General features: G+C 46.5%; 21 protein-coding genes. 13 read left to right on the top strand and 8 right to left on the bottom strand.

The annotated features are described in order from the left end of the window. The first annotated feature begins 161 nt into the window (after positions 1–161). A complete protein-coding gene (locus DYD21_RS03620) occupies positions 162–1,781 on the top strand; it encodes a peptide chain release factor 3 (RefSeq protein ID WP_116032520.1) in 1,620 nt (539 codons plus the stop codon). Between the two features lie 15 nt (positions 1,782–1,796). On the opposite strand, the gene DYD21_RS03615 is transcribed toward DYD21_RS03620, so the two are convergent. Continuing rightward, complete coding sequence (locus tag DYD21_RS03615) at positions 1,797–2,582, bottom strand: hypothetical protein (RefSeq protein WP_116032516.1); 786 nt, start codon at positions 2,580–2,582, stop codon at positions 1,797–1,799. A gap of 239 nt (positions 2,583–2,821) precedes the next feature. On the opposite strand from DYD21_RS03615, the gene DYD21_RS03610 reads away from it, so the two are divergent. Both DYD21_RS03610 and DYD21_RS03605 read left to right on the top strand, forming a co-directional pair. Continuing rightward, the gene (locus DYD21_RS03610) at positions 2,822–3,295 is read left to right on the top strand and encodes an N-acetyltransferase (RefSeq protein ID WP_116032513.1); all 474 of its coding nucleotides are present in this window, start codon (positions 2,822–2,824) and stop codon (positions 3,293–3,295) included. 73 nt (positions 3,296–3,368) lie between these two features. Then, positions 3,369–4,175 carry a protein-L-isoaspartate(D-aspartate) O-methyltransferase gene (locus DYD21_RS03605; RefSeq protein WP_116033453.1) on the top strand — a complete coding sequence of 269 codons (807 nt, stop codon included), beginning with the start codon at positions 3,369–3,371 and terminating at the stop codon, positions 4,173–4,175. Between the two features lie 62 nt (positions 4,176–4,237). On the opposite strand, the gene DYD21_RS03600 is transcribed toward DYD21_RS03605, so the two are convergent. Then, positions 4,238–4,528, bottom strand: a complete 291-nt coding sequence (locus DYD21_RS03600) for a type II toxin-antitoxin system RelE/ParE family toxin (RefSeq protein ID WP_116032509.1) — start codon at positions 4,526–4,528, stop codon at positions 4,238–4,240. Further along, a complete protein-coding gene (locus DYD21_RS03595; RefSeq protein ID WP_116032505.1) occupies positions 4,525–4,731 on the bottom strand; it encodes an addiction module protein in 207 nt (68 codons plus the stop codon). The genes DYD21_RS03600 and DYD21_RS03595 overlap by 4 nt, the downstream gene beginning before the upstream one ends. Before the next feature lie 100 nt (positions 4,732–4,831). Between DYD21_RS03595 and DYD21_RS03590 the strand changes: the two genes are divergently transcribed. Further along, positions 4,832–7,294: a hypothetical protein gene (locus DYD21_RS03590; RefSeq protein ID WP_116032501.1), complete on the top strand. Its 2,463-nt coding sequence runs from the start codon at positions 4,832–4,834 to the stop codon at positions 7,292–7,294. A 201-nt stretch (positions 7,295–7,495) separates the two neighbouring features. On the opposite strand, the gene DYD21_RS03585 is transcribed toward DYD21_RS03590, so the two are convergent. Next, complete coding sequence (locus tag DYD21_RS03585) at positions 7,496–8,335, bottom strand: SDR family oxidoreductase (RefSeq protein WP_116032497.1); 840 nt, start codon at positions 8,333–8,335, stop codon at positions 7,496–7,498. A 110-nt stretch (positions 8,336–8,445) separates the two neighbouring features. On the opposite strand from DYD21_RS03585, the gene DYD21_RS03580 reads away from it, so the two are divergent. The 3 genes from DYD21_RS03580 (at position 8,446) to DYD21_RS03570 (ending at position 11,876) form a co-directional block, all read left to right on the top strand. Continuing rightward, positions 8,446–9,093, top strand: a complete 648-nt coding sequence (locus tag DYD21_RS03580; RefSeq protein WP_147303485.1) for a toxin-antitoxin system YwqK family antitoxin — start codon at positions 8,446–8,448, stop codon at positions 9,091–9,093. Between the two features lie 424 nt (positions 9,094–9,517). Further along, positions 9,518–10,510, top strand: a complete 993-nt coding sequence (locus DYD21_RS03575) for an SUMF1/EgtB/PvdO family nonheme iron enzyme (RefSeq protein ID WP_158551396.1) — start codon at positions 9,518–9,520, stop codon at positions 10,508–10,510. A 28-nt stretch (positions 10,511–10,538) separates the two neighbouring features. Then, positions 10,539–11,876: a Gfo/Idh/MocA family protein gene (locus DYD21_RS03570; RefSeq protein WP_116032488.1), complete on the top strand. Its 1,338-nt coding sequence runs from the start codon at positions 10,539–10,541 to the stop codon at positions 11,874–11,876. A gap of 288 nt (positions 11,877–12,164) precedes the next feature. Here DYD21_RS03570 and DYD21_RS03565 read toward each other — a convergent pair whose 3' ends face one another. Beyond that, a complete protein-coding gene (locus tag DYD21_RS03565) occupies positions 12,165–13,202 on the bottom strand; it encodes an FAD:protein FMN transferase (protein WP_116032484.1) in 1,038 nt (345 codons plus the stop codon). 16 nt (positions 13,203–13,218) lie between these two features. Then, positions 13,219–14,433 (bottom strand): alanine dehydrogenase, encoded by a 1,215-nt coding sequence (locus DYD21_RS03560; RefSeq protein WP_116032481.1) that lies wholly within the window; start codon positions 14,431–14,433, stop codon positions 13,219–13,221. Between the two features lie 246 nt (positions 14,434–14,679). Here DYD21_RS03560 and rsmA point away from each other — a divergent pair, with 246 nt between their 5' ends. The 3 genes from rsmA to groL all read left to right on the top strand — a co-directional run bounded on the left by rsmA (position 14,680) and on the right by groL (position 17,671). After that, entirely contained in the window at positions 14,680–15,474 is a 795-nt protein-coding gene (rsmA, locus tag DYD21_RS03555; protein ID WP_116032477.1) for a 16S rRNA (adenine(1518)-N(6)/adenine(1519)-N(6))-dimethyltransferase RsmA, read from the top strand. A 178-nt stretch (positions 15,475–15,652) separates the two neighbouring features. Beyond that, on the top strand, positions 15,653–15,940 hold the full coding sequence (groES, locus tag DYD21_RS03550; RefSeq protein ID WP_116032473.1) for a co-chaperone GroES: 288 nt from the start codon (positions 15,653–15,655) through the stop codon (positions 15,938–15,940). Positions 15,941–16,000: 60 nt separating this feature from the next. Beyond that, the gene (groL, locus tag DYD21_RS03545; protein WP_116032470.1) at positions 16,001–17,671 is read left to right on the top strand and encodes a chaperonin GroEL; all 1,671 of its coding nucleotides are present in this window, start codon (positions 16,001–16,003) and stop codon (positions 17,669–17,671) included. Between the two features lie 355 nt (positions 17,672–18,026). On the opposite strand, the gene DYD21_RS03540 is transcribed toward groL, so the two are convergent. Next, positions 18,027–18,971, bottom strand: a complete 945-nt coding sequence (locus tag DYD21_RS03540) for a DNA-3-methyladenine glycosylase (RefSeq protein WP_116032465.1) — start codon at positions 18,969–18,971, stop codon at positions 18,027–18,029. Between the two features lie 338 nt (positions 18,972–19,309). Here DYD21_RS03540 and DYD21_RS03535 point away from each other — a divergent pair, with 338 nt between their 5' ends. The 3 genes from DYD21_RS03535 (at position 19,310) to DYD21_RS21360 (ending at position 23,433) form a co-directional block, all read left to right on the top strand. Beyond that, a complete protein-coding gene (locus DYD21_RS03535; protein ID WP_116032461.1) occupies positions 19,310–22,306 on the top strand; it encodes a PAS domain S-box protein in 2,997 nt (998 codons plus the stop codon). A 17-nt stretch (positions 22,307–22,323) separates the two neighbouring features. Continuing rightward, a complete protein-coding gene (locus tag DYD21_RS03530) occupies positions 22,324–22,998 on the top strand; it encodes a class I SAM-dependent methyltransferase (RefSeq protein WP_116032457.1) in 675 nt (224 codons plus the stop codon). A 312-nt stretch (positions 22,999–23,310) separates the two neighbouring features. Beyond that, positions 23,311–23,433: a hypothetical protein gene (locus tag DYD21_RS21360; RefSeq protein ID WP_255415896.1), complete on the top strand. Its 123-nt coding sequence runs from the start codon at positions 23,311–23,313 to the stop codon at positions 23,431–23,433. Between the two features lie 70 nt (positions 23,434–23,503). On the opposite strand, the gene DYD21_RS03525 is transcribed toward DYD21_RS21360, so the two are convergent. Further along, positions 23,504–24,985 (bottom strand): hypothetical protein, encoded by a 1,482-nt coding sequence (locus DYD21_RS03525; RefSeq protein ID WP_116032453.1) that lies wholly within the window; start codon positions 24,983–24,985, stop codon positions 23,504–23,506. Positions 24,986–25,023: the final 38 nt, after the last annotated feature.

Here is a 25,023-nt window from a genome sequence, read left to right as displayed (position 1 = left end):
TAATCCAATTTTATTTATATGAAATCAGTTTTGCTATTAAACAGTTATTATATCAAAAAATAATACAGGTTATTTGGCGGGGTTGCCGGACCATTACGCTATTGGTGAAATATCCATGAAAAAAACGTATATTGAAGGCTTAACATTTTTAAGATATTATCATGGCTAAAGCAGAAACAGCAACCATTGCAGATCAGATTGTTGGCGAGGCAAAGCAGCGCAGAACCTTCGCTATTATTTCCCACCCTGATGCCGGTAAAACTACATTAACAGAAAAGCTACTACTATATGGCGGGGCCATACACGAGGCGGGTTCTATCCGTCAGCGTAAAGCAACCCGGCATGCTGCATCTGATTGGATGTCTATCGAGAAAGAGAGGGGGATTTCTGTTACATCTTCCGTATTGCGTTTTGAAAAAGATGGAATCCGGTACAATCTGCTTGATACACCCGGTCACAAAGATTTTTCTGAGGATACATTACGAACACTGGTAGCAGCTGATTCCGGCCTGATGGTGATTGACGTTGCGAAAGGTGTCGAGGACCAGACTGAAAAACTATTTGAGGTCTGCAAATTGCGTCAGGTGCCCGTTATTACGTTTGTGAATAAGTGCGATCGTCCCGGGATGGAGCCGCTCGAAATATTGAGTAATATAGAAAACAAGCTCGGTATTGAGGCAATCCCCGCAAGCTGGCCGGTTGGTTATGGACAGAAATTTCAGGGAATTTATGACCTGATTGGAAAAGAGATGCATCTTTATGTGAAGGAAGAGCATGGAGCAAAGAAAGCAAAAACTGAAATTTATAACCTTGAAGAAGGCCTCGCAAAGTGCACTCTGTCCGAATCAGAAAAGGCAGAGGTAGAAGAAGAAATCTTGCTGATTGAAGATATGTTCAGCAGTATGGATCGGGATGCTTTTAAAATTGGGAAAGCATCGCCGGTATTTTTTGGATCAGCCCTGCACAATTTCGGGCTTGATGTATTTTTGAACTATTTCGAAAAGCTGGCACCTACCCCGCAGCAATATGAAGATGAAACCGGTACTCCGCGGAAGATTGAACAGCCGTTCAGCGGGTTTATCTTCAAGCTTCAGGCTAATATGAATCCCGATCACAGAGACTGCGCTGCTTTTATCAGGGTTACTTCCGGGCGTTTTGAACGCGGACTTGAAGTCACCCACACAGGTACAGGAAAAAAGATTAAGATGTCAACACCCCACACCCTAATGGGGGATGAGCGACATATCATGGACGAAGCCTATCCCGGGGATATTGTTTCCCTGTTCAATCCCGGTTTTTTCAAAATTGGTTCTACGATTCACGCTGATGAACCCGTGAACTTTAACGTCATACCTCTCTTTACTCCGGAACATTTTATGAAGGTATCCACCAAGGATCCGTTCAAAAGAAAACAGCTTCGGGAAGGGTTGAAACAGCTTGCGGAAGAGGGTGTGGTGCACGTTTTTGAAGTACCGAATGGTGTGGGTAACGAACTTTTGCTCGGAACGGTTGGCGCGCTGCAGTTTGAAGTTGTGGAACACAGGATGAGTGCTGAATATGGCGTGGAACTCCATCAGCAGGGTGTATCATATCATGCGGCAAGATGGCTGTCTAACAAAAATGCGGATGAAGTCGCCGCTAAACTGGAAAACAGCTACTCCACCCATATCACGCGGGATATGGATGAAAACCCGATTGTCCTCTTCGAAAGCGCCTACGCCCTCAGCCAGGCCGAGGAGAAAGTAGGGGCAGAGAATCTGCATAAATACAAGCAGGATTAAAAAACTTATACCGGATTATTTAAGCGCATTAATATCCGCTACACAAAATTCATCCAATTCCGGCACGGAACCACCAAAAAGATTCGCAAAGAAATCGGTGGTGTTCACGCTGAAATACATCAGGCACTCTTCTACCGTGCAATGCGCACCGTTATCACTATCATGGTGATCGTGCTGCATATCAGTTCCATTGTTAACCAGCCCCATCAGGTGGCCGTATTCATGATTGAAAACAGTGGATTCAATCGCTGAACGTGACGGCTGCCCTATCCCTCCGCTTATCCTGTGAATTGTTTCAGCAAAATAGGCAGTTGATGTATTATAGTAGGCGATGCCAAGCACATTCCTTGTACTGAATTCCCCGTCAAGAAAAATTGCGTAGGATGCCAGTGTTGATCCATCAGTAAACTGTTCACGATGCTGTTTTTCAAGGTCTCTCACATCTTCGGCCGAATAGGCATCCTGTCCTCCGGATGGAATCTCAACGGGATCGAGGAGAATAACAGATGCTTTATCGAGATGTGTTTCAAGGAACTCTTTCAGGTTATCCAGAGATCCATTTGTTGGTGCTGAACCCGGCATATATTGAACCTCAACGATAAGCTGATCAAAATCAGTGTCGGTAATAAACGCCTCGTTTGAGCTACCCGGCGATAGTGTGTGATTAAACTGCGAAGGGTGGGGGCCATTTCCCGAATCGCCGTTAGTATCCGAATCTGTACCGGTAGTCTGATCATTACAGCTTATGAATACAAAAATGGCAATAAATGTGGAAAGAAAACTGTAACCAATAAATTTCATACTGGATGAATCTGTGATTAACTAAAAAAATCAGGTACCGGAATATGTATCTGTTTGTTCCGTTCTGTAATTTTATGTTGTTTATAAATAGCTGGATTGCCGAACATTAACAATGCCTTATGAAGTGTGTTCTTTCATAGAATACCGCCGCTAATTGAGCACCGGGAAGTTAAGCGCAATACTTTTTTTTCGGCAATTTGACATATTTCTTTAAAAATGGCATTAAAGTACAAGTAACCATGAAAAAACTTACCATTAAAACAGCCGACCTGGATAATGAAACCCACTGCCAGGCGATTTTGATAATCACCGATGAATATGCGAGAGATCCGATGGGGATGGGGCACCCTTTGCCTGATGATGTGAAATCATCTCTGATAAAGAAATTAAAAGAATTCAAGAACTCCATTCATTTCGTCGCGTTTATGGACGATGAGCCGGCTGGTATTGCCAATTGTGTATTTGGATTTTCAACGTTTTATGCGTCCAAAGTACTGAACGTACACGACCTTGTTGTAAGGGCCAAATATCGCGGAAATGGAATCGGTGAGGCCCTGCTGGGAGCAATTGAACGAAGGGCGAAGGAAGAGAAATGCTGTAAGGTCACGCTTGAAGTACGGGAAGATAACAGGGCGAAGAATCTTTACGAGCGATTTGGATTTTCTGAGGGAGATCCCCGGACGTTGTTTATGGAGAAGATGCTGATTAAATGAAAGATCAGCTGATTTATCTCGTTACATGGTTTAATCATCTGATTAATACACATCAAGATTTATGGATGCAGTTATGAAAAACATTGCTTTTTTGCTGATCAGTTTAGCCTTTGGAATAAGTTCTATATCACTGGCATCAGGCCCGTCAGGAGATGAAGCTGCCAAGTCTGCGATATACACGGAGATTTCAATCACGTATACCAAGGCAGATACCGTAGAGTGGGATCGCCCCCGGTTTTCTGAGTATGAAGAGGAGCGGAACAACCTTGTTCAGGCCGGAATCATCGGGCAGGATATTCGGGATGAAGCCGTCATTGAAGCGATGCGTAATGTACCACGCCACCGGTTTGTTGATGAGAGTCAGGAGCGGCAAGCGTATCAAAACAACCCGCTTCCCATTGGCCACGGACAAACCATTTCTCAGCCATATATTGTAGCTTACATGTCGGAGATGCTGGAGATCGAGCCGGGCGATAAAGTATTGGAAATCGGAACGGGCAGCGGTTATCACGCAGCGGTACTGTCAGAACTTACGCCGCACGTTTTCTCAATTGAAATTATCGAACCGCTTGGTGAGCTCTCGGCAAATCGATATGAAGAGCTGGGATATCATACCATCGAAACTAAAGTCGGCGATGGCTATTACGGCTGGGAAGAGCACGCTCCATTCGATAAAATCATTGTAACGGCCGCGCCGGGACATATTCCCTCACCCCTTATGGATCAGCTCAAACCGGGTGGAATTATGGCGATCCCCATCGGGAGTCCCTACCAGACGCAAACTCTTATGAAAGTGACCAAGACAGAAGACGGACAAGTTCGCACGGAACGGATGCTGCCGGTGCGGTTTGTGCCGATGACGGGCGAGGCGCAGGATTGACCCATCCCCCGACCCCTTCCCTGTCACGAAAAGCAGCGTGACAAGGAAGGGGGGATAATTATTTATCTATCAACCCAATAATCAGGTCTGCGGTGCTGATGGGCAATTGCGATAATGAACAGATGATCTTCTTCTATCGAATACAATAGTTTGTAAGGGAATTTGTGCATTAGATATTTTCTGACGTCTCCTTTTTCAACAGACCAAGATGTGGGATACTCAGAAATTCTTTCGGCAGCTTTTTTGATTTCAATTTTAAACCTGTCTCCCAGCCCGGGATACTCTTGATTATAGTAATCTACAGCGTCATAAAGCTCTAATACTGCGAATTTTGAGAACCTAACTTGCTTCACGATTCCTTAAAAATATCATCCATTGGTACTCCCTCGAGTTCCCCTTCTCTATATGCCCGGAGTCTTCTTTCTGATTCATCCGCCCATATTTCATCCAGCTCTTTATCCGGCTGGTCAAGACTTTTAATAAGGTTTTCTACCAGCAAAGCACGTTCCTTTGGCTTTAGCTTCATTGCTTCATTAAATAGCTCTTTTGTACTCATAGCATCATCCGTTAAATCTCAATAAAATTACCTGTCCAACCAAAATTTTCAAAATCGTATTCATAACGTTATATACTGTAGTTGATTCTATTTTACAAGAATGAAAAACAGCCAACCCTTTTACAACTACTGGTCCGCCGCATCGGTCTTCTTTGTATCGGTTGCGATTATTGCGCTGCAGCTGATGATTATGCGGGCGATGTCGGTTACGCATTACTACCATTTTTCCTATTTGATTATCAGCACGGCCCTGCTCGGGTTTGGCGCAAGCGGTACATTCCTGGCGCTGTTTTATGACAAACTGAAATCCCGGTTCGAACTCTGGAACCTACTCTTTTTCCTGGGATTTACCCTCTCCATTCCCATCACTTATTGGATCACCCAATCCCTGCCGCTCGATACGCAGTACCTGCTCCATAGCGGTGAGCAGATCATGCTGCTGGTTACCTATAATGTGCTTCTGTTTATTCCGTTCTTTTTTGGCGGTACCATCGTTGGGTTTATGATCTCCTATTTCAAGCGGGAGGTGCCGGAGCTCTACGCGGCCAACCTGATTGGGAGTGGTGCCGGCGGTGTGTTTGCCATCGGGCTGATGTTTCTCGTGCCCGCGTTTAAACTTCCGGTAATGATCACCCCGGTGGCGTTTTTGTCGATGGTCTGCTTTTGGCTCTCCGTTCGATTCGAACCCGGAAAAAATCACGCGCGGGATGTCATCATCGGATCGATTGGCGCGGTTGCAACGCTTGCAGCCGTTTTGATTGCGCCTCCGCACTCGATCGATCAATACAAAGCTCTTGCCCATTTCCAACAGCTTGAACGGCAGGGTGATGCCGAGCAGATTCAGGAACGTTTTGGACCGCGCGGACAGATCAATGTTTACGCCTCACCTACATTTCATCATACCCTGTTTGCCGGCGCAATGGCAACAACTACGCCGCCTGATCAGCTTGCTCTGATGCTGGACGGTCAGCTTACCGGCGCGATTTTCTCAATTGATGATCCCGAAGAAGCCGCTATCATGGATTTCACCCCGCAGTCGCTTCCCTATCGCCTGCTGGATGATCCGCATGTACTGCTGCTCGGTGAAACTGGCGGAGTGAACGTCTGGATGGCAAAACGGATGGGAGCCGAAAGAATCACGGTGGTTCAGAACAATCCGCAGCTTGTGGATCTAATCGAAAACGATCTTGCTGATCTGGGAGGCTCGATCTACCGGGATGAACAGGTAGAGGTGATCGCACAAAACCCGAGGCTTTTTCTGGAACAGACCGATCAAACTTTTGATCTGATCCAGCTTGTGCAGGGCGAAGTGCTGACCACAGGCAGCGGCGGGCTCCAGGGGCTCAGCGAGGATTACCTGCTCACCGTTGAATCGATCGCCCGGGCGCGCGACCGGCTGAGTCCGGATGGAATGATCAGCATCACACGCGAGATTCAGTCCCCTCCGAGAGACAACCTCAAGATCTTTTCTATATTCCGCGATGCCGTTCTGAATTTCAGCAGTGACCGGCCTGAAGAGCATCTTTTTATCAGCCGCAACTACCTGGCGGCAAACACGCTGCTCACCAAAAGCCCAATCACGCCGGAACGCGTGGAGCGTTTTGTTGAGGAAGCGCGTCAACTACAGCTCGATCGTGAGTTTTATCCCGGAATTGTCAGCGAAGAGATCGATCAAATCAACATCATTGATGGCCCCGACGAAACGAACTACTCGTACATTCATCACGCCATTAACCGGATACTGTTTGATGATGCGGATGCATTTTACGACGACTGGGCCTATCAGGTTCGGTCCTCCACAGACGACAGCCCCTATTTCCAGGATTTCTTCAAATGGAGCTCGCTCGACCGGTTCCTGGAAACCTACGGCGATCAGTGGTTTCAGCGGCTGGAGCTCGGGTATGTGATCCTGGTCATTACGTTTCTGCAGCTTTCGATAGTCGGCTTTCTGCTGATTATTGCTCCGTTACTGTTTCGTAGAAAATACTACAAAGGCACAAATAACAAGCTGCCCACACTCATCTACTTTTTTTGCATCGGCACCGGATTTATGTTTATCGAAATGACCTTCATCCAGACCTTCACCCTCTTCCTGGGTGATCCGATTTTCAGTGTGGCCGCGATCTTGTCGTCGATCCTGGTCTTTTCGGGTATCGGGAGCGGTGTGCAGAAAAAGCTGGGGATGGAGCCGGGCCGGAGAATGCGGATCGCCGCGGGTTCCATCATCGGTATTACGCTGATCTACCTGCTGACCGTCGATCCGCTGCTTCAGCTTTTTATCGGGGCGGGTACGGCCTGGAGGTTTCTCATTACCATACTGCTGCTGATGCCGGTCTCATTCTTTTTTGGGTGGATGTTTCCCAGCGGCGTACACATTCTCGAAAAATCGGACGGCAGCCTGATTCCCTGGGCGTGGGGGGTGGATGGCTTCGCTTCTGTAGCCGCCGCCCCGCTGGCGATCATCCTCTCGATGTCATTCGGGTTCACCAACGTCATTCTGCTGGGACTGCTGTTTTATGGTATGGCGGGTGTGACGAGTTATTTTTGGAAGTTGGAAAGTTGATTTAATAAGACCTCCAAGGTTTTAAAAACCTTGGAGGTCTCTCGGGGCATCGCCCCGGGTTTGGAAGGACAATAAATACACCCTCGGTGATGATCTCATTGAAGTTTTGAAATAGGTTCCGATGGGTGTGCAGATCGTCAAATCAAAGGATTCTTCACTATGGTTTATTTTGATAGTTGTTAATCCATTGTTTGCAACAAATTACCCAACCATCTCCTCACTCATCTTCCACAATCTCTTACACGCCTCATCATCCAAGGCAACATCTTTTTGCGGTTTTGCGGGCTTTGAGTTGTTGAAATATCGGCCCGAAAGATTCTCAATTCCCGGCTCCGTGCAGAGGTATATCGTCGTTTGAGCGCCCTGTTCCGGGGATTTCATGAAAAACCGGCCGAGATTGAATAGCTTTGCGAACCAGGAATCCGATTCAGCAGCGAAGTTGGTGTTCACCACGCCGGGATGCAGGCTGTAAGTTGTGATATCCTTACCCTCCAACTTTTTATTCAGGTGATGCGTAAACATAATGTTGAAAAGCTTGGAGTTTCCATACGCTTTTGAGGCGGAGTACCTTTCCGTAAGCTGGATATTTTTCGGATCAAACTCACCATAGCGATGAGCCTCAGAAGCCACATTCATGATTCTCGATTGTGGCGTCTTCTCCAGCAGCGGCATCAGCTCGCGGGTCAGCAGAAAATAGCCGAGGTGGTTTACTGCAACCGTCAGCTCGATGCCGTCCGGACTCTCCTTTCGCTTATCATCCGGCAGAAATCCGGCGTTGTTCACAAGGCGGTCGAGCCTGTCGTACCTTTGCCTGATTTTGGCTGCAGTTTCACGAATCTGGCTCATCTCACTCAAATCACAAATCAAAATATCGGCACGGTCATTGCCGGTTTTCTCAATAATTTCTTTTCTGGCCGTCTCCGCTTTATCAAGGTTTCGGCAAATCATTACCACGCGATATCCTTCATTCAGAAGTGCTTGTGATGTGATTTTTCCAATCCCTGAATTTGCACCGGTTACAGCTGCAATTTTATAGCTCATTTGTAAACATGGTTATAATCGTTTCTATGGAAAAACAGGCAGATGGTTAAGATCCTGATATTCTGACCGATAGTTATAGTATAGTAAAGAGAAAAAAACAGGGAGCCATCGTGAAAGGTTCAATCTATATACTTTTTTTATTGATGCTGTTTTCCTCCTGCAGCATTTTTTCAGAGGAACGGGACAGAGTTCAGCTGGTTGATATATTTCCGGAAATTAATCTTTCCGAGGATGAAGGAATCTATATAGATAGTGACGGCAAAAAGATAAACGGTAAACGGTCAAGGAACTATAGAAATGGTAATCTGCGTGCCGACCTGACATTTTCTGACGGTTTGATTACGGATGGAGTGATCCGGCTGAAGGATGGTACTCTGTATGCCGATTATTCTATAGCTGATGGATTGTATTATCATACGCAATACTGGCCGGATGGGAAGCCGCAGATGATGGTTGTGTATGAAGGGAACTACAACAATCAAACGGAATTCCATGTCTGGCATGAAAACGGAACCCCGGTAGTCGCGAGCAATCCTTATTTCACGAGAACCTGGTATGAAGATGGTCAGCTCCGAATGGAAATACTTCTAAAAGATGACGGAGAGCAGGGGATAGCCCGGACGTGGTATATGAACGGCGAATTAAAAGCCGAATCACATTTTGAAAATAATCCGCATGCAGGTCTCTACAGAGAGTGGGATGAAGATGGAGAACTGATCAAAAACAGAGTGTCCTCTGCAGTCAGCGTTGATGAATAAGGTCATCTGCGATTTAATTCATGAAACTGTTCTATCCTATCAATCTAATCTACTGTCTTTAAGAGAGTGAGTATCGATACAAATATTTCATTTTGAATTCCAGTGGGGGAGAAACCCGATTCTCGAATTCAGTGAAGATTATTTCAGAGAATTCATACCCGCCTTAATAAAATATTCACTCTAAAAATTTATCTTGATAGAAACAGGTTAATCAAGAGATTGCCGGTAAAATAGCTGTGCTTGAATAAACGTAAAGGGTTGTACAATTATGAAAACAATAATCTCCCTTAGAACACTTGTATCATTTTTTTCTTTCCGTGGGAAATCCATTCATCTTACTGTTCTCTTAACGGTAATTTTTCTCTCGTGTGCTACTGTTTCAAATCAAACGCCAGCTGATTCTGTACAAACTGATTCTGACGGGATGTCTGATTCAGTTACTTCATCTGAAGAATTCACACCTGTAACGAAGAGCATACCTGGGGAGTCAGAATCTATTGAGCTGGTACCGGTTCCCGGCGGTACATTTTTGATGGGGGCTGGCGAGCAAGAAGATGGGTATTCCGTACAGGTTGATCCATTCTGGATGAGCAAATACGAAATTACATGGAATCAGTACAATCTGTTTGCAAACGAATCAATTGAGAATATCCGAAGAGAGCTCTATCAGGTTTTTTATGGTGTGGATATAGATGCTGATGCTATTTCCTCTCCAACATTGACAGACGATGTACTTGAAGTGCTGAGAGAAGCGGATATTCCCGCAGACGTGATCTCCACTCCATCACCTGCTTACGGGGATTTAACGCTTGGAATGGGAGCTGACGGATATCCTGCAATCAACATGACGCACTATGCGGCAGTAATGTTCACAAAATGGCTTACCGTAAAAACGGGAGAATTCTACAGGCTGCCAACGGAAGCTGAATGGGAGTATGCCTGCCGTGCAGGAGATAATGAAGCGTATCAGCCACCCGAGAATCTCGATAATTACGCCATACACAGGGGGAACAGCAACAGGAGTTACGGCAAAGTTGACAGTAAAGAGCCAAATGCATTTGGTATCTATAATATGTTGGGCAACGTGGCTGAATGGACAACAGATCAATACCATGATGATTATTTTGACCGGCTTGAGGGAGACCCCGCAATCAACCCATTGTTTATTCCTGATGAACTCTATCCGCGGGCTGCAAGAGGCGGATCGTGGACAGATGGCGCTGAAGCGGCGAGCTGTCTGAACCGGCGTGCATCCAACCCGAGGTGGAAAATGAATGATCCACAGCTCCCTAAAAGTTTGTGGTGGCATACTAATGCTCCTTTCATCGGGTTCAGAGTCGTAAAGCCAAAAGACCAGCCGGAATCGGTTGAAGAGATGGAGAGATACTGGATTGATGCGATTCAGGATTATTATTAAATATTACAACTAAAAAACAATCAAGCATATGGAAAATAAAAACCTTTGGAGCACCAATATTTCAAGAAAAGACTTTGTAAAAAAGACATCACTGTTTGCTGGCGGCGGGCTTCTGCTCGGCAGTTTACCAGTGGGTGTTTCGGCATACGCAGCCGGTAATGACACGCTTAAAGTTGCGGTTATCGGGTGCGGAGGAAGGGGAACCGGGGCTGCAAATCAGGCACTGAATGCGGATCCAGGAGTGAAAATCGTGGCACTCGCGGATCTGTTCAGAGATCGGATTGACCAATGTTATGATGCACTTTCTCAGCATCACCTTGAAACCGGCCGCCTGGATGTTCCCGAAGAGCATAAATTCACAGGCTTTGATTCCTACAAAGAAGCAACCGCACTGGCTGATGTTGTCATTTTAACTGCCCCTCCAGGGTTCAGGCCGGCACACTTTGAAGAAGCTGTAAAAGCAGGCAAACATATGTTCATCGAAAAGCCGGTGGCAACCGATGCTCCGGGAGTACGGCGCGTTCTTGAGGCGGCAAAAGAGGCGAGGGAAAAGAATCTGAACATGGTGCTTGGTTTGCAGCGCAGATATCAGAACAATTACCGGGAAACGTACAAGCGGCTTCAGGATGGAATCGCGGGTGATATTGTTTCCGGTCAGGTTTACTGGAATGATGGCGGCGTGTGGGTTCGTGAGCGGGAAGCCGACATGGGCGAAGTTGAATACCAGGTCAGAAACTGGTTTTACTTCACATGGCTGGCCGGAGATCATATCCTTGAGCAGAATATCCACAATATTGATGTGGCTAACTGGTATATCGGTGAATATCCCGAAACCGCACAGGGGATGGGCGGCCGCGAAGTAAGAACCGACAAAAAATTTGGCCAGATTTTCGATCACCACTTCGTAGAGTATACATATCCCGGTGGTGCCGTGATTTCAGCACAATGCCGTCATCAGCAGAATACGTTTTCAAGAGTGGCAGAAAACTTTCAGGGAACCCGGTCCAATATCTATGTGGATTTTAACAACCGGGCGGAGATCCGCGGCAGAGACGGAACCGTACACTTCGACCATGACGGAATGAATGATCCGAACCCGTACCAGCAGGAGCATGATGAGCTATTTGCTGCCATTCGCAGCGGAGAGGTTATTGATGATATTGATTACGGGGCGAAAACAACGCTTGCGGCAATCATGGGACGAATGGCCACGTATTCCGGCCAAATGATAACATGGGAGGAGGCGATGAATTCCGATGCGCAGCTGATGCCGGATTATGTAGCATGGGATATGGAACCACCCGTACTTCCGGATGAGAACGGATATTATCCTGTTCCGGTGCCCGGCGTGAGTCGTCCTCATTAGATTAGAGAGTTGTAAAACTAAACACCGGAAATGTGAAAAGAATTGCAAAGGCTCGTGATTGAGTCCCCCTTCGAAGGGGGAGAGCGAACGGAGTGAGCAGGGGGATGATCATCCTAATCGTGCATGGTTCAAAACTTGATGCATAAGCACAAAATATCATCCCCCATTGCCCCCTTCTTCCGAAGGAATCCCTGCGGGGGAAGGGGGGGGGCACTCCTGAATAAACTCCATATTGAAAAAAAGTAATGGGTTTTAAGTTGATACCTCGTCTGCTTGCAGCGAGGTAGTTTATTTCAAAATTTCAGAAATCCCCGATGTGCGCCACTCCCGGATCTCACCATTCTCTTCCATAAAGAGAATCGCTTCTGTTTCTTCAAATTTTTCAATCAGCTCAATTCCATCTTCCGGGGCCATCATGGTAAGTACCGAAGCGAACGCATCAGCATACATTCCGTTGGATGATATAACCGTAGCTTGAATCTGATCAGCAGACCCGATCCCGGTTTTTGGATTGATAATGTGGGAGTAGCGTGTGCCGTCAATTTCCATAAACTGGTACATATCGCCGGACGTGGTGAGGGTTTTGCCTGACAGACTCAGAGTTATGTAATCGGATGTTTCGCTGATCCCGCCCTTTGGGACGGCAACATCCCAGGCGGAGCGTCCGGGCGGTGGATCTCCAGCGCTGATATCTCCGCCGGCATCCACCAATACGGAATGGATTCCATAAGAGTTGATCACACGAACCGCTTCTTCCGCTGCATAACCTTTGGCAATGCCGCCAAAATCGAGCTGCATATTGTCAGCCATCAGACGAGCCGATAAATTTTCTTCATCCAGTTCGATGTGGTGAAACCCAACCCGTTTTTGCATTGATTTGATTTCGTCTTTGTCAGGAAGTTCCGGATCAGGCAGCCTGCGAATGTATCGCCAGGTATGCGTCATCGGGCCGATCGTTACATCAAACAGCCCGTCGGTTTTACGGGATATCCACACCGACATTTTCAATACATCAAAAAAAGAGGGGCTGATTTCCATCCACTCTCCTGAACCCGACAATCGCGATAGCCGGTTTAGCTCACTCTCATCAATATAATCACTCATGCTCTGATTGATCTCTTCAATACGGTCAAACGCAGAATTCGCCGCGTTTTCAGCTTCTTCTTCCGATGCAGAATAGAGCATAATCTGAACCTGAGAACCCATATGGCGGGATTGAAAATCGTATCGCTGCAGATCCTGCGACAGGGTTAATGCAGGAAAGAGAAAAAGAAGGAAAACGGTTGTCGATAAATAAGCTGGAAGCGAATAAAGATTTTTGAACATAGCGATGGTTGCCGCTTTAAATTTGTGAAGCGATCAGCATATCGATTTCGCGGTAGGGGATATCAAAAAGTTTGGCGAGTGATTTTTTGGTGAGATGTTTTTTGTAAATATAAGTGCCGTTACGGAGAGCAGAATGGTGCCAGAGACATTCATGTATGGTGGCCGCGGATCCGAGTTCCAGTACGTACGGCACCAAAACATTGTTTAGTGCGTAGGTTGCGGTTCGCGCTACATTTGATGGTATGTTCGGCACGCAGTAGTGAATTACATCATACTTTGTAAACACGGGGTTTGAATGTGTAGTTGGCTCGCTCGTTGAGATGCATCCGCCCTGGTCTATTACTGCATCGACAACCACGCTTCCCGGTTTCATTTTCTGAACCATTTCTTCCGTAACCCAGCACGGTGCACGGTCTCCTTCGGTCATTGCAGCACCGATCACAACATCGGCAAATCCCATCGCTTTGGTGAGATAGTGGTGATTGGCCGTTGCGGTAACAATCCGTCGATCGAGAGCATTTTCGAGCCGGCGAAGCGCTGCGAGGTCATTGTCCATCACAAAAACCTGTGCACCGTAGCCGAGAGCTGTTCGCGCAGCATATTCGCCCGTAATTCCGGCGCCCAGAATCACAACGGTTGCCGGGGGCACGCCCGATATTCCGCCAAGCATAATTCCCTGCCCGTCGCTGTTGTTTTCCAGGTAGTGAGTGGAAATCTGAACCGCCATCGATCCGGTTATTTCATGCATCATCCGCACGATCGGGAATTCATTATCTTTTCCTTTTATAAATTCGTACCCGATCGCACATACACCTTTTTCGATCAGGTTTTTCAGGAATTCATATCGAGTGTGACCCAGATGCAGGGCAGAAACCAGGATTTGATTTGGTTTCATCCACTCCTGCTCGTTCATTGTGGGAGGAGCCACTTTGGCTATAAGATCAGACTGGCTGAATAGCTCTTCCGCGCTGTACGAAATTTCAGCGCCGGCATCAGCGTATTCCTGGTCGGAGAAGTGGGCGTCAATTCCCGCGTTTTTTTCGATCCATACATCATGACCGTTGGCCACCAAGGTGGATACGCCCCCGGGAGTGAGCGAAACCCGCCGTTCATCATTTGAGATCTCTTTTGGAAGTCCAATTTTCAGCGACCGGCTGGTTGAAGATTTCATGAGGCTTTTTTCAAGCGTCTGAATTCCGATCTGCTCTGTATCAAGTGGATTAAGTTCCATGAGGCTGGGTAATGCGGTCGGTTAGTGAAGATTTTGTTTCTGATAGAAAACAACCCTGTAAACTACATAAAAAGGGTTGAGTTGCAAGTGTGGGGTGGAAAATAGGAGAATTTTAGATCAAAATAAGTGGCAATCACATTCAGAGATAATTTGCAACAAACTCTTTGTGATACTTGCAGACTTCGTACCTTTGAGACAGAACCGGATAAACTATCAAAAAAATAATTCTCTACCTAAACTCAGCTCATGAATCATCAACCCCGTAAAAAGAAGAGCCTTGGTCAGCATTTTTTACGCGATAAACATATGATTTCAAAAATCGCCGGTTCCATTCCTGCAGAGCCGGAAGATCGGGTTGTGGAGATTGGTCCAGGCGACGGCGCGCTTACGGAGCAGCTGGTTGAAGTGTATCCAAATCTGACCGCAATTGAGATCGACCCGGTGATGGTGGAGCATCTGCAGCAAACCCTGCCAGATCTGCATATCATCAAAAATGATATTCTGAAAGTAGACTGGTCGGATGTCTTGTCTGACAATACCCGGCCTGTTCATGTAATTGGGAACCTGCCCTATTACATTACCAGCCAGATTCTCTTTTCACTGCTCCATTATCGTTCGCACCTCGAAACCGCAACACTGATGATGCAGAAAGAAGTGGCCGAGCGAATTGTGGCCGAGCCGAAAAATAAAACGTACGGGATTCTCAGCGTTCAGACACAGCTGATGTGTACACCTGAAATATTGTTTGATGTGCCGCCGCAGGTTTTTTCCCCTCCGCCAAATGTAATGAGCGCCGTTGTTCAGCTTCGGTTCAACAAACCCAGCCTTGCCTGCAGCGACGATCATCTGAAAACAGTGGTTCGGATGGCGTTCAACCAGCGCAGAAAAAAACTGAGCAATGCCCTTAAGCGGCTAAATACAGAACTGCCGGCCGATGAATTTGATTTTAACCTGCGTGCCGAGGCGCTGGCTCCTGCCATGTATGAAAAGTTGACAGCCCGTCTTGAACAACTTGGCACCTTTGAGCCGGGAATGGCATAAAATCAGGCCAAAACGCCCCTCTATTTTGCCATAAAGAGATTTTGATCGCCTCTTTGCCACAAACAATCAGTTTGGTACGGATGTTGCGAAATGACTTACCTAAGCAAGCGCTTTTTGAATTAAATGCGCGCAAGACTTTATAAATAACCATTAACTCAAATCATAAGGAGTCATACCAATGGCGAATATTAAACCTTTAAGCGATCGCGTGCTTGTACGCCCGATAGAAGCTGAAGAAAAAACCAGTTCCGGAATCATTATTCCCGATACAGCAAAAGAGAAACCACAAAGAGGAACTGTAGTTGCTGCGGGACCCGGAAAAGTTGAAAATGGCACCAAAGTTGACATCACCGTAAAAGAAGGAGATGAGATCCTTTACGGAAAGTATTCAGGAACCGAAGTAACACTGGAAGGTGAAGAGTACCTGATTATGAGAGAATCCGACATCCTCGGAATTGTCTCGTAACAAAAAATATCAAGATTCTGAACGACACAATTTTAAACACTAACTAAATCAGTTAAAGATATGAGTAAATTAGTTCATTATGATGCGGATGCACGCGACGCGCTGAAGCGCGGCGTTGATAAGCTTGCAAACGCAGTAAAAGTTACATTAGGCCCACGCGGACGTAATGTTGTTATTGAGAAGTCTTTTGGTGCGCCAACCGTAACCAAAGATGGTGTTACAGTAGCCAAGGAGATTGAACTCTCCGACAGAGTAGAAAATATGGGCGCACAGATGGTGCGTGAAGTGGCTTCCAAAACCAACGATAATGCTGGTGACGGAACAACTACAGCAACCGTACTTGCGCAGTCTATCATCCAGACCGGCCTGAAAAACGTGACTGCCGGTGCCAATCCAATGGACCTCAAAAGAGGCATTGACAAGGCAGTTGTTGAAGTTGTGAAAGAGCTTCAGAACCTCAGCAAGCCTGTAGGCGACAGCCTCGACAGCATCAAGCAGGTTGGAACGATTTCCGCCAATGGCGACGAAGAGATCGGTTCTTTCATTGCACAAGCGATGGAAAAAGTGGGTAAAGATGGTGTGATTACCGTTGAAGAAGCCAAAGGAACCGAAACCTATCTCGAAACTGTAGAAGGTATGCAGTTCGATCGCGGTTACCTGTCACCGTACTTCGTGACAAACAGCGAAACGATGACGACCGAAATGGAAGATCCATACATCCTGATTTTCGACAAGAAGATCACGAACATGAAGGATCTGCTTCCTATTCTTGAGAAAGTGATTCAAACCGGCAAGCCTCTCCTCATTATCGCAGAAGATATTGAAGGCGAAGCGCTGGCAACTCTCGTAGTGAACAAACTGCGCGGATCACTGAAAGTAGCTGCAGTTAAAGCTCCCGGCTTTGGCGACCGCAGAAAAGCGATGCTCGAAGATATCGCAATTCTGACAGGCGGTACCGTAATCAGCGAAGAGCGTGGCTACAAGCTTGAAAACGCAACGCTTGATTTCCTTGGCCAGGCTGACAGACTGAACATCACAAAAGATGATTCTACTATTGTTGGCGGTAAAGGCAAGAATGATGATATCAAAGCACGCATCAACCAGATCAAATCTCAAATTGAGAATACCGATTCTGATTATGATCGTGAAAAACTGCAGGAGCGTCTTGCTAAACTGAGTGGCGGTGTTGCCGTGCTCTATATTGGCGCTGCTTCTGAAGTAGAAATGAAAGAGAAGAAAGCCCGTGTGGAAGATGCATTGAACGCAACACGTGCTGCTGTTGAAGAGGGAATTGTTCCCGGCGGCGGCGTGGCTTACCTCAGAACACTGAAAGTGTTCGACAAGCTGAAGTCTGATATTGCAGATGAGAAAGTAGGCTTCGACATTGTGAAACGTGCACTCGAAGCACCGCTTCGCGCACTCTCTAACAATGCCGGCGTTGAAGGATCGATTGTAGTACAGAAAGTACTCGAAGGCAAAGATGGATTTGGCTACAACGCCAGAACCGGTGTCTACGAAGACCTGATTAAAGCAGGCGTAATCGACCCAACCAAAGTTACACGCTCCGCACTTGAAAATGCGGCATCTGTTGCCAGCCTCATGCTGACAACCGAAGCAGTTGTTGTTGAGAAACCATCAAAGAATGATGATGACGACAACGGTGGCGGCATGCCCGGCGGTGGAATGCCCGGCGGCATGGGCGGAATGGGAGGCATGGGCGGAATGATGTAAATCACCGCTTAAACTGACCCATTTGGCATCAGCCGAATGAAATCAAAAAACCCCGTTCTGTGAAAGCAGGGCGGGGTTTTTTTTGTGTCTTCATCGGATGATTGTCTTTTTCATCCGATGAATTTCCGAGCAAGGAACTGTTTTGGGTTAAACTGTTGAGGGGGCATGCTGCGCATGCTGTTGAGTTTCGCACTACGTGCGAAGTTGAATTGTTGAGTGGAAGTGAATGGTTATTTATTCAGGTCCACAGAAAAATCCCGCAGGGAAAAAACTAACGAACCGAGAAAGTAGAATCTGTTTCATAAATTTCAACAGTTCGACATTCATCTGTTCATCTGTTCATCTATTCATCTGTTTAACTACTCCTCTTCTTCCGCCCAATCATATAATCCACAAATAGAAATTCAATAGCGGCAGCTTCGTAACCTTTCCAGGTTGAAATCATCTCCCGGAACTGTTTTTCTGATGTATTAGCCGGATCACCGCCGTAGCTCATGATGATCCATTTGCGAAGGCCTTTCTCTTCGCCTTTTTTGATGTTGCTCGGAAACACGGCATCGGTCCGTTCGCGGAAGAGCATCAGGTCCTGGGCTGAGGTGGGGCCCACGCCTCTGACTTTCGAGATGGTATCGAAAAACTCCTGTGGGCTCGCCTCTTTATCAAGCCACTCCATACTCACTTCGCCGGCGAGAATATCCTGTGCAAGGCCCACAAGGTATTCGCCTTTTCGCAGCGTAGGACCCATTTTACGAATCTGTGCGGGATCGGCTTTGGCCAGCTGAAACGGGCGCGGCCAGGCGGGAAGGGTTTTGTCGTTGTGGGTCAGGTGTGTGCCGTACGCTTCGCGCATTTTAAACGCCATCTTTTTGGCTGTGGGTTTGTGAGAGAGCTGCATCTGCACAATGCGGTAGATAATATCTTCCAGCAGTGTTCCGCGCGACATCCGTTTCAATCCGTAATACTCCGTCAGTTTTGGTCCGAGTACAGGGTCATTTTCAGCCTTTTCATAAAGCGGACGCAGATCCAGACCGGTGCCTAAAATTCGGGCCAGCGTTTCGTTTGCCTGTGAAACCTCCTCTTTCGACAGATCTTCCGGCGATTCAATATGGAACTCCGGGTTTTCAGGATCACCGTTAAAAAAGATGGTCACTACCACATCACGCTCTTTCAGCGGCAGCGGGCGGGTAAATCCCTCTTCAAAAATCTTCACCGGCTCATGCTCGTGATCAAAATAGGGATCGATATCGAGGCAGATAAACCAGTCGTGCGGCGGTGTGGATTTCAGGGTCCAGGATGACATCAGGTGTTCTCTTAAATGTTAAAATTAGGATCGAAGAAAGGTAAACATAAAGATATCGAAATTATCTCCGGGGTTGTAAGATCTGCATGTATAATTGTTAATGAGATGGGAGTGTGTGCCGATAAGGTGATAAATATCAGCCATTAAAGGTACATAATTTTCAGGTGTCTGTGTGAACAAGTAAGTCGGGGTAACTAAGGATACCTGAGAACATAAGGACATACGTTGTAGTTGAAGCGAAATTACGCGTTATTGGGGAAATGACGGACGATATGTGATCGTTTTCCAATCTGGTTATTAAAAATATGAAAGTCTAAAGGAGCTCTCAGAAATCGAATATGGGAAAAGAAAATCCTTATCTCTCAATATTTCAATCGTTGCCCCAGCCGGCAGTTCTTATCCGTGCGAACAGTCCGGATTTTGAAATAGCGGATGCGAACGAGGCGTTTATCCAACTTTCAGGCAAAAGCCGCGAAGAATTGATCGGGCACCGTCACTTTGACATCTTCCCGGATAATCCGGCTGATGATGAATATAACAGTGCAGAAAATCTCAAAAAACTTCTGGATGAGGTAATCCGGACCGGTGAGCCTAATTCAGTATCGATACAGCGCTACGATCTTTTTGATAAAGAGAGCGGGACCTTCCAAAAGAACTATTATCATCCACATCATACACCGATTTTTGATGAAGAAAACAACGTAGAATTTATTCTGCAAACCGTTCGGGAGATATCCGGACAGACCCAGCAGGATATGCGAAAAAATGAAGCCCGGTTTCGTGCTCTTGTGGAACGCGGAAACGATGTGCTCTTTATTCTTTCGCCGGAAGGAAAACCCAGCTACGTTTCCCCCACAGTAGAAAAAATTCTCGGGTACACGCAGAAGGAGGCGCTCGGCCTCGATATGATGAATTCGATTCATCCAGATGACATGCAGCACGTTGGTGAGGAACTGCAACTATGTATGGAGCATCCCGGCAAACCGATTGAGGTAACTCCCGCCCGAATGAAACACAAAGATGGCAGCTGGCGCTGGTTTACCGGAACCATCACCAATATGCTGCACGATCCCGATATTAACGGGATTGTGGACAATTTCAGGGAAATCACCGAACAAGTTGCGATAAAACAGAGGCTTAACCAGACGGAAGAGCTGTATCAATCGCTTATTCAAACCCTGGACGGAATTTCTTGGGAAGCAGATGCCGAAACCTTTCTCTTCAGCTATGTGAGCCCGCAATCAAAAGAAATTCTTGGTTATTCGCCCGAAGAGTGGCTTGCAGATCCGGAGTTCTGGCAAAATCATATTCATCCCAATGAAGTGGATCATGTGGTGTCGTATTGTAAAAGCGAGTCCAAGGAGGGGAGAAACCACGATTTTGAATACAGGATGAGGTCAGCCTCAGGGGAATATGTTTGGCTGAAAGATGTAGTGACCGTGATTCACGAAGACGGTAAACCGTCGAAATTGCGCGGAATTATGATCGATATAACCGATCGAAAGCGAGAAGAGCTGGCAAAACTTGCAGAGCGGGAAAAATATCGTTCGATCTTTGAAAATTCACTGGTAGCATTTTTCGTTTCACGTCCGGATGGTACCATACTGGAGGCAAATCCAATGGCGTGTACTCTGTTTGGATATACGGTTGATGAATTTCGGGAAATTGGCCGGCAGGGGTTTATCGATCCGAAAAGTCCGGGGCTGAAAGATAAGCTTGAAGAGAGAGATGCTAAGGGCCGTACGAAAGGGGAGTTGTATGGTATCCATAAAAACGGTACGCGTATTCCCTGCGAATTTTCATCTGTCGTTTTCCAGGATAACAGCGGTGATATTTTGAACACCGTAATGATGGTAGATATATCCGACCGTAAATACTTTGAAGAGAGTATGCTCTCGGCAAACGAAAAGCTCAAAAATACGGTCGACCGCTATGAAATTGTATCACGTGCAACCAGTGATACCATCTGGGATTTTGAGCTTTCAGGTGATCAGATGATCTACAATGATAATATCCATTCGATGTTCGGGTATGATATGGCCGAAGTAAGCAATATGGCCTCCTGGTGGCGGGATAAAATTCATCCGGATGATTTAATTCACGTCAGTCAGCAGCTGCGCAGCGCCATCGCCTATCGAAAAAACAGATTCCAGATGGAATACCGGTTTCGCACGGCTGATGGAAGTTTTAAACATATCTACGACCGTGCATTTCTGATTAAAGATGATGAAGGCGAACCGCAGCGGATGATCGGCGCGATGCAGGATGTAACTAGCAGAGTGAAAGAACAGGAACAGCTTAAACTGATGGAATCGGTGATTACCAACACCAATGAGTCTGTTGTGATTACGGAAGCGGAGCCCAATGATCTGCCCGGCCGCAAAGTATTGTATGTTAACCAGGCGTTTACAGAAATGACCGGCTATCCTGAGGATGAAGTTGTGGGCAGCACACTCGGATTTTTGAATGGCCCGAAGACGGATCAGCTAAAAATTGAGGAGCTTCGGGAGTCAATGAGACGGTATGAAACATCAGATATCGAAATTATAAACTATAGAAAAAATGGGGACCCGTTCTGGCTGTTCTCATCCAGTGTACCGGTACAGGATCGGGATGGAAAATATACACACTGGGTATTTATTGGAAGAGACATCAGCGAACAGAAAATACAGGAGAAAAATATTCTTGACTCACTCAAAGAGAAAGAAACTCTACTGGCGGAAGTTCATCACAGGGTGAAAAATAACCTGGCAGTTGTCTCAAGCCTGATGGAAATCCAGGCGATGAACAGCAGTGACCCGGAACTGAATAATCAGCTCATGAGTAATGTGATGCGGATCAAATCGATCGCCGCAATTCATGAACAGCTCTACAAATCGAACAGTTTTTCCCGGCTAAGGTTTGCCGAAGGATTAGAGCGGCTGGTAAACAGTATTGTAAATACCATGCAGTTTGATGTGGATATCTCACTGATATTTCAACTGGAAGAGGTGGAACTGAGTATTAACCAGGGATTACCGTGTTCGCTGATTGTGAATGAAATTATCACAAATATTTTAAAACATGGGTATAAAGGCCGTAAAACCGGTAAAATTACGATTATACTCCAAAAAAACGGCGATAATGTGACTTTACAGATAGAGGACGATGGTATCGGACTTCCGGAAAACTTTGATCGAATCGATGGCGGCTCGATGGGGCTTCAGCTGATTGACCTGCTTACCGAACAACTTAAAGGTAAAAAAACGTACTCATCAAGCAGTGAAGGCACACTCTTTACACTGAAATTTTCGATTACGGACGCCAAAGGAAGCGGAAGTTCTTTTATTCGATAATTGTAAATTGAGAGGTGATGGCTGACTCATCAGATAAAAACATTCAAAAAACGGTAGGTCATTATGATCGGTTATCAAAAAAATATGATAAAGGCTATTCTGCCTACCTGAAGCATACGCATGATAAATTTATGGATCGGCTGAATTTTAGTCCGGGTGATCATATTCTGGACATAAGTGGCGGAACAGGAATACTTGCAGAACAAATACTCCTGAAATTTCCAGATGTGAAAATTACTCTGAATGATCCGTCAGATGGAATGCTGCAGATTGCAAAAAAAAGGCTGAAGAAGTTTAACCATGTTGCATTTACCAGTCACCCGGCTGAAAAATTACCCTTTGAAAAGAACCGTTTTGATCACATCACCTGCCTGAATTCCTTTCATTATTATACAGATCAGCACCTTGTAACAGAATCGATGCGAACCGTCCTAAAGCCTGAAGGCACAGTAAAAATCCTCGATTGGAACCGGGAAGGGTGGTTCCATCTGCCAAACAAGATTATTTCCCTGCTTTCGCCGGAAAACATCAATACCCGGTCGCTGTCTGAATTGAAAACGTTGCTTACGGGGAGTGGTTTTGACATCAGCTCAGAAGCACACTGGTCGTTCCGCTTCTGGAAATTCTTTTACGTTGAGGCCACGTACCGCGGATCGCCGATCCGCCACGTAAACTCAAACTCGAACTCGTGACATAAATCCGACCTGGTATCATTGTTGCCGGCTTTGACGGTTGGAATTGTGGTTGTGCCAGATGCATCGCCCTCCCGGATCAGCGATCCGGGTAACGTACTGCGGATCGCCGATCCGCCACGTAAACCCAAAAACAGAACTCGAAACATAAATCCGCCCCGGTATGATTGCTGCCGGATTTGATGGTTGGGATTGTGGTTTTGCCAGATGCATCGCCCTCCTGGATCAGCGATCCGGGTTACGTACTGCGGACCGCCGATCCGCTACGAAAACTCAAATTCGAACCCGTAACATAAATCCGCCCCGGTATTATTGCTGCTGGCTTTGATGGATGAAATTGTGGTTGTGCCAGATACATTGCCTTCCCGGATCAGCGATCCGGGCTACGTACTGCGGATCGCCGATCCGCGAATGGAGGGTTATCTGCAGAAATGACATAGACACAAAAAAAGCCGCGTGGTCAAACGCGGCTTTCTGTAATCACTGAGGGTATGGATATTGTGTGTTACCGGGCAGTTACTCCAAGTATGAGATAGGTTGTTAAATCAACCGTGCTTATTTCCTGAAGCGGATCATGGACTACAAAAAATCCGTCGTACTCCCGGGTAAGCTGATTGAAGGACATGGGTGACATGTTGCTTCCCATTGCTTCTCCGCCGGTTCCTTCAACTCCGCCGGCAAATACATCACCGTTTGGCGTTTCGTCGTAGGGGGTTCCGTTTGGTGTTTCGTTCGGATCGGCTGCATCATGACTGTGAACAGCGTAGGTTTCGCCATCAACGGTATTAGTGAGTGTTACCATGAACTCCGTGGTTCCGTCAATCTGCTCATTCAGCTCGATTGTTGCAGCCAGGTTTCGCTGATGATCACCTTCATAGGCAGTATCCGAATCATCCAAAAGCTGACCTTCGTTGAAGTCGTACATAAAGGTTGCAGATCTCAGGTTGGGTTCCGCTTCATCGAGGGATTCGGCAAATATTCCAAGCACGAGGTAAGTGGTCAGATCTACAGTGCTCAATTCCTGAGTCGGATCGTGAACGACAAGAAAAGCTTCGTACTCTTCAAGCAGATCGGAATAGCTCATCTCAGTCTCATTTGTCAAGGTTGCCGTGCCGCCATTTCCGCTAATCATTCCGGCAAATACATCACCATTTGGTAATTCGTTATACGGAGTTCCGTTTGGAGTTTCGGACGGATCAGCCATGTCGTGAGCATGTACAGCGTAGTCTGTGCCGTCGATTGTATTCATAAGCGAAACTGTAACGTTCGCATTTCCATCCCCGCGCTCTTCGATCATCAGCTCTGCGGTAAGATTTCTGGCGTGATCTCCGTCCCCATCGCCATCATACGCAGTATCGGGATTGTCAAGCAGCTGGCCTTCATTGAATCCATATGTGAATGACTCCGAACGGAGGCTGGAATCTCCTGCACTGAGACTTTGACCAAACACTCCAAGCACAAGGTAGGTGGTCAGATCTACGGTGCTTAAATCCTGCAGCGGGTCGTGAACTACTAAAAAGCCGTCGTAGCTATTGATCAGCTCGTCATAAGAGATTGAGGTTTCATTAGTAGAGCTTGCCGTGCCGCCATTGCCGTCAATTCCGCCGGCAAACACATCGCCATTTGGCGTTTCATCGTACGGAGTTCCGTTAGGCGTTGTGTTGGGATCTGCAGAATCGTGGGCATGAACAGGATAGGTTTCGCCATCTGCGGTATTGCTCAATCTGACAGTAACATTTGCGTTACCGTCTTCTCTTTCTTCAATGATAAGTTCTGCGGAGAGATTTCTGACATGTTCACCTCTGTAAGCCGTTTCGTTATCACCCAGCGCCTGGCCTTCATTGAAAGCGTAGGTGTAGGTTTCAGTTCGGAGCTCACCATCATCGGGTGCTACGGGCGAATCGTCGCTGCAGGCTGTAAACAGAACGGTGGCAGCAATCGCCAGCAGAAGAGTAGGGGTTGAAAATAATTTTTGAATGGTTAACATAATTACCAGATTTAGTTAGTGATTGATAGAAATTTTGA

Source organism: Rhodohalobacter sp. SW132 (assembly GCF_003390325.1).
GTDB lineage: Bacteria > Bacteroidota > Rhodothermia > Balneolales > Balneolaceae > SW132.
The sequence above is the reverse complement of the archived record's forward strand: the minus strand, read 5'-3'. Positions and strand labels throughout refer to the sequence as shown.

Excerpts from the sequence above, each read along its gene's own strand:
- DYD21_RS03620 (WP_116032520.1), top strand. The coding sequence starts at position 162 with ATGGCTAAAGCAGAAACAGCAACCATTGCAGATCAGATTGTTGGCGAG.
- DYD21_RS03615 (WP_116032516.1), bottom strand. The coding sequence starts at position 2,582 with ATGAAATTTATTGGTTACAGTTTTCTTTCCACATTTATTGCCATTTTT.
- DYD21_RS03610 (WP_116032513.1), top strand. The coding sequence starts at position 2,822 with ATGAAAAAACTTACCATTAAAACAGCCGACCTGGATAATGAAACCCAC.
- DYD21_RS03605 (WP_116033453.1), top strand. The coding sequence starts at position 3,369 with ATGAAAAACATTGCTTTTTTGCTGATCAGTTTAGCCTTTGGAATAAGT.
- DYD21_RS03595 (WP_116032505.1), bottom strand. The coding sequence starts at position 4,731 with ATGAGTACAAAAGAGCTATTTAATGAAGCAATGAAGCTAAAGCCAAAG.
- DYD21_RS03590 (WP_116032501.1), top strand. The coding sequence starts at position 4,832 with ATGAAAAACAGCCAACCCTTTTACAACTACTGGTCCGCCGCATCGGTC.
- DYD21_RS03585 (WP_116032497.1), bottom strand. The coding sequence starts at position 8,335 with ATGAGCTATAAAATTGCAGCTGTAACCGGTGCAAATTCAGGGATTGGA.
- DYD21_RS03575 (WP_158551396.1), top strand. The coding sequence starts at position 9,518 with ATGTCTGATTCAGTTACTTCATCTGAAGAATTCACACCTGTAACGAAG.
- DYD21_RS03570 (WP_116032488.1), top strand. The coding sequence starts at position 10,539 with ATGGAAAATAAAAACCTTTGGAGCACCAATATTTCAAGAAAAGACTTT.
- DYD21_RS03565 (WP_116032484.1), bottom strand. The coding sequence starts at position 13,202 with ATGTTCAAAAATCTTTATTCGCTTCCAGCTTATTTATCGACAACCGTT.
- DYD21_RS03560 (WP_116032481.1), bottom strand. The coding sequence starts at position 14,433 with ATGGAACTTAATCCACTTGATACAGAGCAGATCGGAATTCAGACGCTT.
- rsmA (WP_116032477.1), top strand. The coding sequence starts at position 14,680 with ATGAATCATCAACCCCGTAAAAAGAAGAGCCTTGGTCAGCATTTTTTA.
- groES (WP_116032473.1), top strand. The coding sequence starts at position 15,653 with ATGGCGAATATTAAACCTTTAAGCGATCGCGTGCTTGTACGCCCGATA.
- groL (WP_116032470.1), top strand. The coding sequence starts at position 16,001 with ATGAGTAAATTAGTTCATTATGATGCGGATGCACGCGACGCGCTGAAG.
- DYD21_RS03540 (WP_116032465.1), bottom strand. The coding sequence starts at position 18,971 with ATGTCATCCTGGACCCTGAAATCCACACCGCCGCACGACTGGTTTATC.
- DYD21_RS03535 (WP_116032461.1), top strand. The coding sequence starts at position 19,310 with ATGGGAAAAGAAAATCCTTATCTCTCAATATTTCAATCGTTGCCCCAG.
- DYD21_RS03530 (WP_116032457.1), top strand. The coding sequence starts at position 22,324 with ATGGCTGACTCATCAGATAAAAACATTCAAAAAACGGTAGGTCATTAT.
- DYD21_RS03525 (WP_116032453.1), bottom strand. The coding sequence starts at position 24,985 with ATGTTAACCATTCAAAAATTATTTTCAACCCCTACTCTTCTGCTGGCG.